The sequence below is a fragment of the Winogradskya humida genome, from assembly GCF_016862215.1.
In the GTDB taxonomy this organism is placed as follows: Bacteria; Actinomycetota; Actinomycetes; order Mycobacteriales; family Micromonosporaceae; genus Actinoplanes; species Actinoplanes humidus.
In genome coordinates, this window is sequence record NZ_BOMN01000094.1 from 1 (window position 1) to 14912 (window position 14912).

The 14912-nt window shown below is 69.0% G+C and carries 7 protein-coding genes; 3 read left to right on the forward strand and 4 right to left on the reverse strand.

All coding sequences use genetic code 11. The annotated features are described in order from the left end of the window. Positions 1 to 673 (forward strand): class I SAM-dependent methyltransferase (locus Ahu01nite_RS33580; protein ID WP_203840735.1); only part of this gene is annotated, 673 nt, incomplete at its 5' end. Here Ahu01nite_RS33580 and Ahu01nite_RS33585 read toward each other — a convergent pair. Both Ahu01nite_RS33585 and pulA read right to left on the reverse strand, forming a co-directional pair. Then, complete coding sequence (locus tag Ahu01nite_RS33585) at positions 618 to 1364, reverse strand: endonuclease/exonuclease/phosphatase family protein (RefSeq protein ID WP_203840736.1); 747 nt, start codon at positions 1362 to 1364, stop codon at positions 618 to 620. The genes Ahu01nite_RS33580 and Ahu01nite_RS33585 overlap by 56 nt on opposite strands. A gap of 736 nt (positions 1365 to 2100) precedes the next feature. After that, positions 2101 to 7539, reverse strand: a complete 5439-nt coding sequence (gene pulA / locus Ahu01nite_RS33590; RefSeq protein WP_239159336.1) for a pullulanase-type alpha-1,6-glucosidase — start codon at positions 7537 to 7539, stop codon at positions 2101 to 2103. A gap of 145 nt (positions 7540 to 7684) precedes the next feature. On the opposite strand from pulA, the gene Ahu01nite_RS33595 reads away from it, so the two are divergent. Next, positions 7685 to 9097: a dihydrolipoyl dehydrogenase family protein gene (locus Ahu01nite_RS33595; RefSeq protein WP_203840737.1), complete on the forward strand. Its 1413-nt coding sequence runs from the start codon at positions 7685 to 7687 to the stop codon at positions 9095 to 9097. 141 nt (positions 9098 to 9238) lie between these two features. Here the strand turns inward: Ahu01nite_RS33595 and Ahu01nite_RS33600 are convergent, their stop codons facing one another. Then, complete coding sequence (locus Ahu01nite_RS33600; RefSeq protein WP_203840738.1) at positions 9239 to 10075, reverse strand: siderophore-interacting protein; 837 nt, start codon at positions 10073 to 10075, stop codon at positions 9239 to 9241. 103 nt (positions 10076 to 10178) lie between these two features. Further along, on the reverse strand, positions 10179 to 11333 hold the full coding sequence (locus tag Ahu01nite_RS33605) for a hypothetical protein (RefSeq protein ID WP_203840739.1): 1155 nt from the start codon (positions 11331 to 11333) through the stop codon (positions 10179 to 10181). A 287-nt stretch (positions 11334 to 11620) separates the two neighbouring features. On the opposite strand from Ahu01nite_RS33605, the gene ileS reads away from it, so the two are divergent. After that, complete coding sequence (gene ileS / locus Ahu01nite_RS33610) at positions 11621 to 14737, forward strand: isoleucine--tRNA ligase (protein WP_203840740.1); 3117 nt, start codon at positions 11621 to 11623, stop codon at positions 14735 to 14737. Positions 14738 to 14912: the final 175 nt, after the last annotated feature.

Consider the following 14912-nt stretch of genomic DNA (forward strand, 5'->3'; position numbering starts at 1 on the left):
GAACGCTGGCGCCACGAAGACTTTCACCCACCCCGTGCACCACCCCTGGCTCGACGCGGTGCCCACCGACGCCAGGATTCTCGACTACGGATGCGGCTACGGCCGCACCATGGCCGAGCTGAGCGACCGTGGTTTCACCGACCTCACGGGCGCGGACCCCTCGGCCGCCCTCCTCACCCGCGGCCGGCAGGCAAAACCCGACTTTCGCTTCAGCCTCCTGGATCATCCGCCATTCCTCCCGTACGCCGGCAGCAGCTTCGACGTGGTCCTGCTCTTCGCCGTCCTGACCTGTGTCCCTGCCGACAAGGACCAGCAGGCACTCATCGCGGAACTGCACCGCGTCCTTGCCCCCGGAGGCCTGCTGTACGTCAGCGACGTGCTTCTACAGAACGACGATCGCAACCGCGCCCGGTACGGCGCCGCATCCCAGACCCCGTACGGCGTCTTCGCCACCGACGACGGCGCGGTCTGCCGCCACCACGACCTCACCGCCCTACGCGCTTTGCTGTGCAGCAGCACATCCCACCCGGCCGACGCCGGTGCCGGTGCCGGTGCCGGCGGCTTCGAGCTGGTGGACGAGCGTCACATAGAGGTAGCCACGATGAACGGACGCTGGGTCAGCGGTGTGCAGCTACTGGCCCGGCGTCCTGAAGGAGCCGCGCCCCTCCCGTAACGGTGAGATCGGCGCGTACCGGGCGGTGGTCCGATCCCAGCGACCGGACCACCGCCGCATTCGTCACGGCAACGCCCGGGCCAGCCAGGATGTGATCGATCTGGGCGACGGGCCGGTGGGCCGGCCAGGACCGCCCACGCAAGGCCGGACGATAGGGGCTGGCGATGTAAACCGTGGGACGGCACATATTGAGGTCTCCCGCGATCACCGTGGGAACCGAGGAGCCCTCCAGACCGGCAAGCAGGCGCCGAAGCTGAGCGGGCCCGTGCACGAGCCGATGGGTCAGGTGGGCGACGGCTACCCGCAGCAGCCTGCCGTCCGCGGTCCGGACCTCCGCGGTCAGCGCACGGCGCTCACCGATCACATCACCACGTGCCGCGCCGAGGGGGATCGTGCCCAGACTGCGCCACGGCAGCCGGCTCATGATCGCAATACCCCAGGCACCGGGCTCGATCGCACCGGCGCCCCCGGCCACTCCCAGCTCATTGAGCGTGCGACCAGAGATCATGTCGATCTCGGCATACGCGTCATACCCGCAGTCGGCGGCTGCCTTTGCAGCCAAACTGATGGCCCCCGCGTTCAGCGGCCGCCAGTTCTCCTGGACCACCACGATGTCGGTGTCCAACTCGGCGATGGCAGCCTTCACCGAGTACGGGTTGTCCTCGTGATCCAGGCCGCCGTGCAGGTTCAAACTCGCGAGACTCGTGCCCACGGCGTCACCTCCTCGGGGAATGTGCTCGGATGATCTATCGCGAGTTTGTCCCGGCAACCTGAGGAAAACCCCTGCCCAAGCTGTGCGAACGCGACCCAGATCACCGCATTCGCCACGGCGGGCACGTCTCAGCGACCTTCATAAGCCGAGCACCCGCGACGAAGCCCTCGGCGCCGAACCCCACGAGGCCAGACCACACGCAGCCGGACCACACGCAGCGACGACCAACGTGGCGTGCCGTGCGGAGCGCGGCTACGTCCCACACGGCCACGCTCCCCCGAACCGAACCGAACCGAACCGAACCGAACCGCATGCAGCCCGCCCCGCACTGCCGGACAGCCGTCAACCCAAGCTCGGTACCGGTGTCGGGCGGGGTCGACGCCATTCCGCGAGGCCAAGCTCCGAGCGGCAAGGCTCCGCAAGACCAAGCTCGAGCGGCAAGGATCCGCAAGACCAAGGTCCGTGCGGCCGTGTTCCGCACGACCGTGTTCCGCGCGACCAAGGTTCGTGCGGCCGGGATTCAGTATTAGGGCATTGGCACGGCCGTCACCGCGGCAGAAGTGGCTGGTGTGGCAATTGGTGTATCGCTGGTTCACCACGCCGCTGACGGTGACGGCCCGCGGGTCCAATGGTCCAGGCACAACCAAAGGCACGGGCACGGGCACACCCCAGCAGGACGTCGGCCGGCTGGGGTGTGGTGTCGTGGCGGGTGGTGTCAGCTTTGTACGAATACCGCTACTGAGCGGGCCGGGACTGTCAGGGTGCCGGTGGACGGGGTGAAGGAGGCGGGGAGGTGCTGGAGCGGGTGCAAGGCGACTGAGGCTCCGCGTAGGGAGGGGTCGGTCTGGGTTGCGGTGGTGGGGGTGGCGTTGAAGACCACGGTGACCGATTTCCAGCGGTGGTCGAGACCCCGGCCGTCGAGTTTCATGGTGATGACGCCGGGGGTCTCGGATTTGCCGGAGAGGGGGAAGGACATGCGTTTCTGGACTTCCGCCGCGGTGGGCAGGCCGAATACGGGAGACGAGTTGCGGATCTTGAGGAGCTCGTCGTAGCGGGTGCTGGCGAGGTTGATGGCGTCGCAGCCGGGTTTGAGGGCGGGGTCGGCGAGCAGCGGTTTCGCGTACACCCATTTGCTCTCGTTGTCGGCGGCCGGTGGCAGGCCCTTGCCGAAGCCGTTGCCCTGCTTGCAGTCCCAGTTGTTGCGGTTGAACCAGTCGCCGGAGTTGAAGGAGTTACGGTCCAGCGACTTGGAGCGCAGCAGTTCGCTGCCTGCGGTCGTGAAACTCGCGCCTTGGCCCAGGACCGTGGTGGCGAGGGCGACGGACTGCTGTTTCGCCCGGTCCGCGGCTGACGTTGACGGGGGGAGCTTGTACGCGAGAGCGTCGTACAGCACCTCGTTGTCATGAGCGTCCACATAGGTAATCGCTTCGCCGGGCGCCGCTGTATATCCGGCCGGGGCTCCGTTGTAGTCGATCTGCGCGCCCGTGTGCACCGCGCCGTCCGTGGCGGTGAACGTGTAGCCGGCGAGGTTTCCGCTCAGACCGACCTTGATCAGGTCCTGGTAGTGCAGGAGGCGCGCCTTCTGCTCGGCGGGAGTGCCGTTGACCGGGTCGCCGTTGGGATCGGTGTAGAGGCCCGAGCCGAAGCCCTGGACGCGCGGGTTGTCGTCGAACGGGCCGCCGCCGCGCACACCGTCGCGGAGCCGGTCGTTGAAGGTGCCGACGCCGGTGCCGGCCATGTTGGCCTGGGTCGCCTGGACGAAGCGGGCGTTGCCGGCCACCTCGCCGAAGTCCCAGCCCTCGCCGTACAGGTAGATTCTCTTGCCGTCGACCCCGTCCTTGGCGAGGGTGAGCCGGTCGAGCGCCGCGCGTACGGCGAGGATGTTGGCTTTGGGGTGGTGTCCCATCAGGTCGAAGCGGAAGCCGTCGATCTTGTACGCCTTGGCCCAGGTGACGAGTGAATCGACGACCAGCTTGCCCATCATCGTGTTCTCGGGGGCGGTGTTGGCGCAGCAGGTCGAGTTGGCGACCGTGCCGTCCTCGAGGAGCCGCTGGTAGTAGCCGGGGACGATCTGGTCGAGCACCGAGTGCGGGTCGGTGCCGGCGGCCGCGGTGTGGTTGTAGACGACGTCCATGACCACGCGCAGCCCCGTGTTGTTGAGCCCGGCGACCATCTGCCGGAATTCCCTGGTGCGCGTGGCACCCTGCGGATCGGTCGCGTAGCCCCCTTCGGGTGTCGTGTAGTGCAGCGGGTCGTAGCCCCAGTTGTAGCCGTCCTTGTCGGCTACCGCGCCGACGCATTTCTGCTGCTGGTCGGAGTCGGGCGGCAGGGATGGCAGGTCGCAAGCGGGTTGCTGCTGGTCCGCGCGGCGCTCCGGGGTGGACGCGAAGTCGAAGACCGGCAGCAGGTGGACGTGGGTGGTGCCGGCGTCGGCCAGCTCCTTCAGATGGCGCATGCCCGGTGCCGACGGGTCGGTGAAGGCGTTGTAGGTACCTTCGGGTGAGAAGTCGCGTACTGAGAGCTCGGTGATCTGGGTCTTGCCGGGTTTGGGCGCGGGTTTGCGCAGCGAGCTCCAGCCCGCCGGGGTCAGCGCCGCGTCCGTGAGGTCGGCTATCTGACTGTGCGTGGAGTCCGCTGACAACGCGACCGAGTAGGGATCGGTGACGCTCGCGGTGACCACTTTCTGCTCCGCCGGCTGCCATGCGGTGACGCGGTAGCGGTAGTACTTGCCTTTCCAGTCCTTGGTGCCACGGACCGACCAGACGCCGGTCTGTGCGTCACGCCACATGGGTACGCCGCGCGCCGTTGCGGTCGGTGAGTCGAAAAGCTCCAGGCTCACGGATTGTGCGGTCGGTGCCCACACGGACAGTTTCGGCCGTCCCTCGGCGAAGACCGGCCCCAGTGCGGCGTTTGCCGCCGCAGCGTAGACATCGTCGAGTGCGCCGGCGATCTGCACACCGGTCGCGGCCAGCAGTTTGCCGGTCGCATCGCGCTCGGTGATCGCGACTTGGCCCTTGAGGAGCTCATGGATGTCGCCTCGGGGCAGTTTGAACGCGTTGTACTGCCATAGATGCGGGAATTTCAGGCGCTGTGCCTCGGTGAGCCCGTCATGCTGCGCGCTGAGGCGCAGGCTGTGCTGCGGCGCGGCCGGGTCGAGCCCGCCCTGCGACGCCCAGATCAGGTCGTAGACCCGCCCGTCCGTGCCCGCGCCACTCGGCTCGAGGGTGCTGCCGACGCCTGTCTTCCAGGCGATAGTGGAGCGGTCGAGCCAGACCGCGGCCGATGTGGTCAGGTCGGTGGTGCCGCCACCGCCGGCTGTGAGCACCGGAGGCACCAATCTTTCGGGTACGCCGGACAGCACCCAGATCTCGTGCCCCGCCGTAGCGACGTCGAGCCGCCGGTCATCGGGGAGGTCCTTGGTGTCGCCGTTGTGGATGATGTAGTTAATCCCGGTCGCGCCCGCGGCGAGCGGAACCCGGAACGTGACACCGAAGGAGTCGGTCGTCGAGGGCTGCAGCGGCGTGGCCCAGTCGGTCGGGTTCGCCGCGCCTTCCCATACGTGCAGGCCCCATCCGCTGTAATCACCGTCGGAGCGGTGGTAGTGGATGACGGCCGTACTGTCGTCCTGCGGGGTGTCCGGAGCCTGCGTGCTGATCGCCGGATCGCCCTGCTTGAGCCAGATCTCAGGATTGACGGAGGGATCGAGAAACCGGTCCGCGGCCACGTCTTTCACCCCGTTCTTGTCCACCACGATGAAGCCGACGCTCTTCGCGCCGGGCTTGAGCTTCACCCAAGCGAACCGACCGTACGCGTCCTCGCCGACAAATTTTTGGCCCTGTGGATAACTCGTTTGCGAGGACTCGTCGATGTCGCCGAACGCGTACAGGTTCCAGTCGTCGTAGTCGCCGGCGGACCGTTGATAGTGGACGACGGCGTAGTCCGGGCCGGCCGTGATCGCGGGGGTTCCGACCTTGATCGCGCGGGTGGTGGTCGCAGTGCGGCCCTTGCCGTCGCGCGCGGTTGCCCGGTAGGTGATTTCCGTTCCGCCGGGCAGCCCGTCCAGGTCGTGGTGGACGCCGCCGAGTGACGTGGTGCCCAGGTTCTGCCAGCGGCCATTGCCGACGCGGGCTTCGAACGTGACGGTGGACAGCGGGTCACCGGTGGTGGTCGCGGTCAGGTCCGTGCGAGCCGGCACCAGTGCGCCGGCGGATGGTGAGGTGATCTCGACGGTCGGTGCCGTCGTGGCTGCGGGAATTTTGGTGCCGGCCCGGTAGGCGATCGACGACAGCGCGGGCACGGTGATTGTCAGTTTGCCGTCAGCACCGGCGGCGGCCCGGCCGGCTCCGCCGTAGATACCTTGGAACGACGATCCCGGCGTCCAGGTGTCCACCGTGACCGTCTGCGCGGTGGTCGCGTTGTTGACCGCCACCACGTATTCACGGCGCTCCGACGGGTCGACACGGGACGCGGCGAAGACACCCGGGCCGTCGGCGGCGTACCGGGTGACCTGGATGCCGTCGCGTAGCGCGGGGTAGGACTTGCGCAGGGCGCCCAGCGTGGCGATGGTCCGGTAGAGCGGGTGCCCGGTCTCGTAGTTGTCCTGGGCGTGGGTGCGGGCGGTGCCGATCAGGTCGTCGTCCAGGTAGTCCGCGGTTCTGCTGGCGAACAGGTCCTGACGGGCGTCCTTGTCGCCGCCGGGGCCGGTGAAGCCCTGCTCATCGCCGGAGTAGACGACCGGCTGGCCCCGGGTCAGGAACATCAGCTCGTGGGCGAGTTCGTCGCGGCGCAGGTAGGTGGCCGGATCGGTGCCGCCCGACTCGATGAACGACCCGATGCGGCCCATGTCGTGGTTGCCGAGGAAGGTCGGTAGTTTTCCAGCCCCGGTGCTGGGCGTGGTGTAGAGATCGTCTTTCGCGTACACATTGGCGAGGGCCTGTGCGGAGCCGCCTCCGGCGGTGAAAGTCTTCGCCGCGTCCTGGAAGGAGAAGTCAAGAGTCGCGGGCAGGCCGCCCTGACGCACGTAGGTGGACTCGACCTCCTGGTCGGCGCTGTAGACCTCACCGAACATGAAGAAGTCAGGCTTGCCGGCCTTCTTCGCGGCGTCCGCTATGCCCTGGGAGAACTGTGGCCAGAAGTCGAGGTCGGTGTGCTTGACCGTGTCGAGGCGGTACCCGTCGATCCCGGTGCTGCCGATCCAGTCCGCGTAGATCTTCGTCATGCCGCGGACGACCTCGGGACGCTCGGTGAACAGGTCGTCCAGGCCGAAGAAGTCGCCGTACTCGCTGTTCTCGCCGGTGAACGTTGAGTCGCCCCGGTTGTGGTACATCAGCGGGTCGTTCAGCCAGGCCGGAACCTTGACGTTGCTGTCCGCGGCGTCGATCACGGGCGTATACGGGAACGACGAGGTGTTCATGGCCGGGAAAGCCCGGGTGCCGTCGGCGTAGTTCCGGTCCTCGAAGGCCCGGCCCTGCGCGTCGGTGTAGGGCTTGGCTGTCTTGTCCACGTACGCGTACTGGTTCTCGGCGTACTTGATGACGTCGGCGGTGTGGTTGACGATGATGTCCAGGTAGATCTTCATGCCGCGCCGGTGCGCGAGCTGCACGAGGCGCTTGAGGTCTGCGTTCGTGCCAAAATGCGGGTCGACCTGGGTGAAGTCGGTGATCCAGTAGCCGTGGTAACCGGCCGAGACGTCGGTGCCGCTGCCCTGCACGGGCCGGTTCTTGAAGATCGGTGCGAGCCAGATCGCGGTGGTGCCGAGCCCCTGGATGTAGTCGAGGCGGTCGATCACGCCCTGCAGGTCGCCGCCGTGGTAGAAGCCCTTGTCAGTGGGGTCGTACCCGGTTGAGAGCCGGTCCCCGTCGAGGCCGCCGAGGTTGTTCGCGGGGTCACCGTCGGCGAGGCGGTCCGGGAGCGCGAAGTAGAACTGCTCGTTCGGGCTGGGTTTCGGGGCCGGTCGCGCCGGAGACTGGGCGGTGGCGGCCGCGGCCGCGGCCCGGGCCGGTGTGGCCTGGGCTGGAGTGGCCTGGGCTGGAGTGGCCCGGGTTGGGGCGCCCGAGGCGGGCGCTGCCTGGGCGGCGGCGGGTAAGCCCACGCCGAGGGTCAGGAAAGGTAGCAGGACGGCGAGCAGCAAGCGGCTCGCACGGGAGAGCTCCACATCGAGGCCTTCCTATATGCGCGGACGACGCACGCTAACTCCGGCCGATTGTCCATGCAAGACTTTGCAAGCTCTGACTTGTCATTACAACGCATCGCGCGAGAAACAGCGCGGACACGTGACGCGGGGATGGGAAGATCGAGGCATGAGCGAATACGACGTCATCGTGCTCGGGGCCGGACCGGTGGGCGAGAACGTGGCCGACCGGGTGGTCCAGGGCGGGCTGACCGCTGTCCTGATCGAGCATGAACTGGTCGGGGGTGAGTGCTCGTACTGGGCTTGCATGCCCTCGAAGGCGCTGCTGCGCCCGGCCCAGGCACTGCGCGCCGCGCAGCACGTCGGTGGCGCCGCCCAGGCGGTCACCGGCAGGCTCGACGTGGAGGCCGTGCTGGCCCGCCGGGACACCTTCACCAGCAATTGGAAGGACGACGGCCAGGTCAAGTGGGTCGAAGGCGCCGGTATCGGCCTGATCCGCGGGCACGGCCGGCTGAGCGGGATCAAGCAGGTCACCGTGACCGCCAAGGACGGCACCGAGACCGTCGTCACCGCGCGGCACGCCGTCGTCGTGGCCACCGGCTCCGACGCGCTGCTCCCGCCGATCCCGGGGCTCGACGACGCGGACCCGTGGACAAGCCGGGAGGCGACGAGCGCCAAGACGGTGCCGGCCAGCCTCGCGGTGATCGGCGGCGGGGTCGTCGGGGTCGAGATGGCCACCGCGTACGCGAGCTTCGGCACCACCGTGACCCTGGTCTCCCGGGGCGGGCTGCTGGCCGGCTCGGAGCCGTTCGCCGGTGAGAAGGTCGCCGCGGCACTGCGCGAGCAGGGCGTGACGGTGCTGCTGAACACCGCGACCAAGAGCGTGACCCGCGGCGACGACGGCGTGGTCATCGAGCTGGGCGACGGCAGTTCGGTGAGCGCCGAGGAGGTGCTGATCGCGACGGGCCGCAAGCCGCGCTCGGGCGACATCGGCCTGGAGACGGTCGGCCTCACGCCCGGCGAGTGGCTGCACGTCGACGACACGTTGCTGGTCGAAGGATACGACTGGCTCTACGCGGCCGGCGACATCAATCACCGTGCGCTGCTCACCCACCAGGGCAAATACCAGGCCCGCGCCGTGGGGGACGTCATCACCGCCCGCGCCACCGGCAAGCCGGTGTCGGACGCGCCGTGGGGCACGCACGTGGCGACCGCCGACCACCAGGCCGTACCCCAGGTCGTCTTCAGCGACCCGGAAGTGGCCTCGGTGGGCCTGACCGCCGAGGCTGCGAAGAAGGCCGGGTACGACATCCGCGTCGTCGACTACGAGATCGGCAACGTCGCCGGGGCGAGCGTCTACCAGGACGGATACTCCGGGACCGCGCGAATGGTCGTCGACGAGAAGCGCAAGGTCGTCCTCGGCGTCACGTTCGTCGGCCCCGACGTCGACTCGATGCTGCAGGCCGCCACGATCGCGGTCGTCGGCGAGGTGCCACTGGACCGGCTGTGGCATGCCGTCCCCGCGTACCCGACGATCAACGAGATCTGGCTGCGCCTGCTGGAGACCTACGGACGGCCGTAACCCCTCGTAACCGGCCCGGGCAGCAACGCCCGCCCGGGCCGCACGTCACGAACGCAAGGCACGGCCGGGCCGCACGTCACGAACGCAAGGCACGGCCGGGCCGGACGTCACCAGAGCGCGGCCGGGACGGCGGAGAAACAGTCACGCGGGGGTGACGCTCTCCTGCTCGACCTCGATCTGCTGGTTCCACTCACGCTTGCTGGACTGCCAGCCGTCCTCGTTCATGCCCCGGCGCCAGTAGCCGGAGATCGACAGCTGGCTCATCGGGATCCCCTTCTCGACGCGGAACAGCCGCCGCAGGTCCTTCACGAAGTTCGCCTCGCCGTGCACGAAGGCCTGCAGGTCGCCCGCCGGCCAGGTGAACTCCCGCACGGCCGCGATCAGGGACTCGCCGACCGGGCGCTCGCCGCGGTGCAGCCAGGTCAGCGACAGGTCGGCGTCGGTCTCCAGCTTCTGCTCCTCCGCCGGGTCCGAGACCTCGATGAACGCGTACACCTTCGCACCGGCCGGCATGCCCTCGAGCGCGGCGGCGATGGCCGGGATGGCGCTCTCGTCACCCGCGATCAGGTGCCAGTCGGCGGCGGGGTCGGGCGCGTAGCCGCCGCCCGGGCCCATGAAGCGGACGGGGTCGCCGACCTGCGCGTTACGCGCCCACGGCCCGGCAATGCCCTCGTCGCCGTGCACCACGAAGTCGAGCCACAGCTCAGGAACGTCCGGCAGCCAGCGGCGTACCGTGTAGGTCCGCACCACCGGCCAGGCCTCGCGAGGCAGCGTCTCCCGGATCGCGGCGGCATCGAAGGGTTCGGGGTATTCGACGCCGGGCGGCGGGAACATGACCTTCACGTAATGGTCGGTGAACTCCCCCGCCTGAACCTCGGCCAGACCGGGCCCGCCCACGACAATCCGCACCATGTGCGGGGTGAGCTGCTCGATCCGGGTGACGACGCCAATCTTGGCGGCGCGGACTGGCTTTGGCATGAGACCACTTCTTCCCTGCGGAGTGAGGTTCTCGGTAAGGCTACCCTTACTCTTCTACCTCACTCCCCCAGGCGACGTATGTACGCCGGTTGTGCGGTTCCTGTCAGCCGGTGACCTCGACCGTCGAGGTGAGCCTGCCGAAATGAATGTGCGCCGGCGGATAGCCCTTGACCGGCGCGGGCGGCGCGATCTGCGACAGCCACCGGGCCGCTTCCTGCGGTGCGAGCTCCCGGTCGACCCGGACCTTCGGGACCATCTGCTCGTAGGTTCGGCCCAGATCCCAGCTCCTGCCGTACGCCACGGGGTCGAGCACCACGACCCGGCGCCCATCGGCCCGCGGGATGCCGGCGGGCCGGCCTTCCAACCAGATGTTCGCGCCGAGGGCGTCGGTCAGCTGGCAACGGGCCTCGATCCGGGCGGCCGCGGCGACCGGGCCCGTGGAGGACGCCAGCACCCAGGAGGGCTCCGGCGTGAGTTCCGGGAACTCGCCGGCAAAGGCGTCCGCCAGCAACGTGCAGAGCTGGAAGTTGTCGCCTACGCCGGTGAGCGTCACGGCGTAGGCCCGCCCGGCGCCGCGATGCACGACGATCAGCTCCTCGTCGTCGAGCACCTCGAGCAGGCCCGCCACGCAGTCCATGTCCCCACGCACGGCGCCGAGGTCGGCAACCAGCTGTGCTGCCTCATCACGGCCGGTAGCCACGGACGGGTCAGCAGCCGCAGAGTCACCGAAGAACGACGACCGGATCTCCGGGAGGCTCAGCAGCGTGGTGGCCAGCGTCAGCCAGTCCTCCAGCGAGAACCACGCACCGGCAAGGTCGGCCGCGTCCTGCGGGGCGACGGCGTGCCGCCACGGCAGGCGCGAGGTACGGGTCAGCGTCGCCTGCGCGTACTCGTATGCCTCCTGTCCCTGATCGGGCCGGGGCAGCGGGACCTTCGGGCCGGCCGCGCGCCGCCAGAAGCGGGCGAAGGCGACGGAGGCGGCCATGTTCTTCAACAGGATCGGGGCGGCCACCTCCGCCAGCGCGGCCGGCGGGGCACCCATCGCGACCAGGCTCCCGGCCAGGATGCCGAGCTTGCTGGACGCCGGGTTCGGCACCAGGGCGAACAGGGCGAGGATCCGGTCGAGGACCTCCGCGGCCAGGGCGGGGCCGATGCCCTCGAGCTCGGTCCAGAGCGGCAGGACGCCGTGCTGGAAGGCGTACATGTCATTGGCACGGGCGGCGGCGTACAACTCGTCGATGTGACGATCGGCATTCACGGCGCGCATCGTAGGGGGTAATGCGCTCGGGGCCCGTTACGGGTTGCGGTAGCATTGCCCACCGCGAGGTGCTGACGGGGACGAGTACCGCTGAACGCAGCCTGAGAGCGACCGGGGACGGTGGGAGCCCGGAGGTGTGCACGGCGCGAAAATCACCCCCTGAGCCGAGCAAACCCTTAATGAGGGGGCCACACGTACGGCGTACGCGTGGTCAAGGAGGGTGGTACCGCGGGGCGCGAGCCTCGTCCCTCCGTTGGTGAGTGTTAACCCGACGGAGGAAGGACCCGATGTACAAGCCCGTTCCCGCGCAGGTCGACCTGGCCCAGGTCGATCATGAGGTGCTGCACTTCTGGCACGCCAACAGCGTGTTCAACCGCAGCCTCGAGCAGACCGAGGGCCGTCCCGACTGGATCTTCTACGAGGGGCCGCCGACCGCGAACGGCATGCCCGGCACGCACCACATCGAGAGCCGGGTGTTCAAGGACGTCTTCCCGCGCTACAAGACGATGAAGGGCTTCCACGTCGCGCGCAAGGCCGGCTGGGACTGCCACGGCCTGCCCGTCGAGCTCGCGGTGGAGAAGGAGCTCGGCTTCACCGGCAAGCAGGACATCGAGAAGTACGGCATCGCCGAGTTCAACGCCAAGTGCCGCGAGTCCGTCACCCGGCACACCGACGCCTTCGCCGCGCTGACAGAGCGCATGGGCTACTGGGTCGACATGGACGACGCGTACCGGACCATGGACCCCGAGTACATCGAGTCCGTGTGGTGGTCGCTCAAGAAGATCTTCGACAAGGGTCTGCTGGTCGAGGACTTCCGGGTGGCGCCCTGGTGCCCGCGGGACCAGACCGCGCTGTCCGACCACGAGCTGGCGCAGGGCTACGAGAACGACATCGACCCCTCGGTGTACGTCCGCTTCCCGCTCACCAACGGCCCGCTCGCCGGCTCCGCGTCGCTGCTCGTGTGGACGACGACGCCGTGGACGCTGGTGTCGAACACCGCCGTGGGCGTGCACCCCGACCTCACGTACGTCGTCGCGACCGACGGCAACGAGCGGCTCGTCGTCGCCGAGGCGCTGGTGCAGCAGGCGCTCGGTGAGGGCTGGACGGTGACCGGGCAGAGCTTCACCGGCAAGGAGATGGAGCGCTGGACGTACCAGCGTCCCTTCGACTACGTCGAGATCCCCGACGCGCACTTCGTGGTGCTCGCGACGTACATCACCGCAGACAGCGGCACCGGCCTGGTGCACCAGTCCCCCGCCTTCGGCGCGGACGACCTCGCGACCTGCCGGGCCTACGGGCTCCCCATGGTCAATCCGGTACGCCCGGACGGCACCTTCGAAGCCGGCGTACCCGTGGTCGGTGGCATGTTCTTCAAGTCCGCCGACGCCCCGCTCGTCATCGAGCTTCAGCAGAGCGGTGCTCTCTTCCGTGAGCAGCAGTACGAACACAGCTACCCGCACTGCTGGCGCTGCCACACGCCGCTGATCTACTACGCGCAGCCGTCCTGGTACGTGCGGACCACCGAGGTCCGCACGCAGATGATCCGCGAGAACGAGAAGACCAACTGGCAGCCCGAGACCATCAAGCACGGCCGGTACGGCGACTGGCTGAACAACAACGTCGACTGGGCGCTGTCCCGGTCGCGGTACTGGGGCACGCCCCTGCCGATCTGGCGCTGCCCCGAGGGGCACCTGACCTGCATCGGATCCCTCGCCGAGCTGAGCGAGAAGACCGGCCGCGACCTGTCCAACCTCGACCCGCACCGGCCGTTCATCGACGAGGTCACGTTCGGGTGCTGGTGCGGTGCGACCTCCACCCGGGTGCCCGACGTCATCGACGCCTGGTACGACTCCGGGTCGATGCCGTTCGCCCAGTTCGGTTACCCGTACCGCAACAAGGAGCTGTTCGAGCGCAGCTACCCGGCGCAGTTCATCTCCGAGGCGATCGACCAGACCCGCGGCTGGTTCTACACGCTGATGGCCGTCGGCACGCTGGTCTTCGACGAGTCCCCCTACGAGAACGTCGTCTGCCTCGGGCACATCATGGCCGAGGACGGCCGCAAGATGTCCAAGCACCTGGGCAACATCCTCGAGCCGATACCGCTGCTGGAACGTCACGGCGCCGACGCGGTCCGCTGGTTCATGGCCGCGGTCGGGTCACCCTGGGCGCAGCGCCGGGTCGGTCACAACACTTTGCAGGAGGTCGTACGCAAGACCCTGCTGACGTACTGGAACACCGCCGCGTTCCAGGCGCTCTACGGGCGTACCGCCGGATGGACGCCCTCGGCCGCGGACCCGGTGCCGGCCGACCGTCCCGTCCTTGACCGCTGGGTGCTCTCGGAGCTGAACACCCTGGTCAAGAACGTCGACGCGGCCATGGCCGCCTTCGACACGCACGAGACCGGCAAGCTGCTCGCCGCGTTCGTCGACGACCTCTCCAACTGGTACGTCCGCCGCAGCCGCCGCCGTTTCTGGCGCGGCGACAAGGCGGCCCTGGCCACACTGCACGAGGCCCTGCACACGGTGACGCTGCTCATGGCGCCGCTGACCCCGTTCATCACCGAGCGGGTGTGGCAGGACATGGTGGCCACGGTCGACCCGACGGCGGCACGATCGGTGCACCTGGCCGCGTACCCCTCGCCTGATGAGACCTTGATCGACGCCCGCCTGGGCGAGCAGATGACCCTGGTCCGCCGCCTGGTGGAGCTGGGCCGCACCGCCCGCGCCGAATCATCCGTCAAGACCCGCCAGCCGCTGTCCCGCGCGCTGGCCTCGGGCCACGGCTTCGACGCGCTCGGCCCCGAGCTGCTCGCGGAGATCTCGTCCGAGCTCAACGTCGGCGTCGTGCTCAACGTCGCCGCGGCCGGCGGGTCCCTGGTGGACACGACCGCCAAGGCCAACTTCCGGCCGCTGGGCAAGCGGTTCGGCAAGGGCGTGCAGGACGTGGCCAAGGCCGTCGCGGCGGCCGACGCCGCCGCACTCAAGGAAGCCCTGACCACCACGGGTACGGCGACCGTGCTCGTCGACGGCGCCCCGGTCGACCTGTCACCCGACGAGGTCATCATCACCGAGACGCCGCGCGAAGGCTGGGCGGTCGCTTCGGAGCAGGGCGCGACTCTGGCCCTCGACCTGCACCTGACCCCGGAGCTCAAGCGCGCCGGCCTGGCCCGCGACGCGATCCGCCTGATCCAGGAGGCCCGCAAGTCCAGCGGCCTCGAGGTCTCCGACCGCATCGTCCTGCGCTACCAGGCCACGGACGAAGCCACCTCGGCCGCCCTCTGGGAACACCGCGACCTCGTCGCCGACGAGGTCCTGGCCACCGACTACGCGGAGGGCACGCCCGACTGGGGCACGCCGTTCATCGAGGAGCCGATCGGCCTGACCTTCTGGCTCAAGAAGGCCTGACCTCTTCCGCTCGTACAAGGCCGCTGCGACTCACTTCGGTGAGCCGCGGCGGCCTTTCGCGCTTCACCGGCCTTCGCGGTGTGCGGGCCGGGCGGGCCGGGCGGGCCGGGCGGGCCGGGCGGGCCGGGCGGGCCGGGCGGGCCGGGCGGGCCGGGCGGGCCGGGCGGGCCGGGCG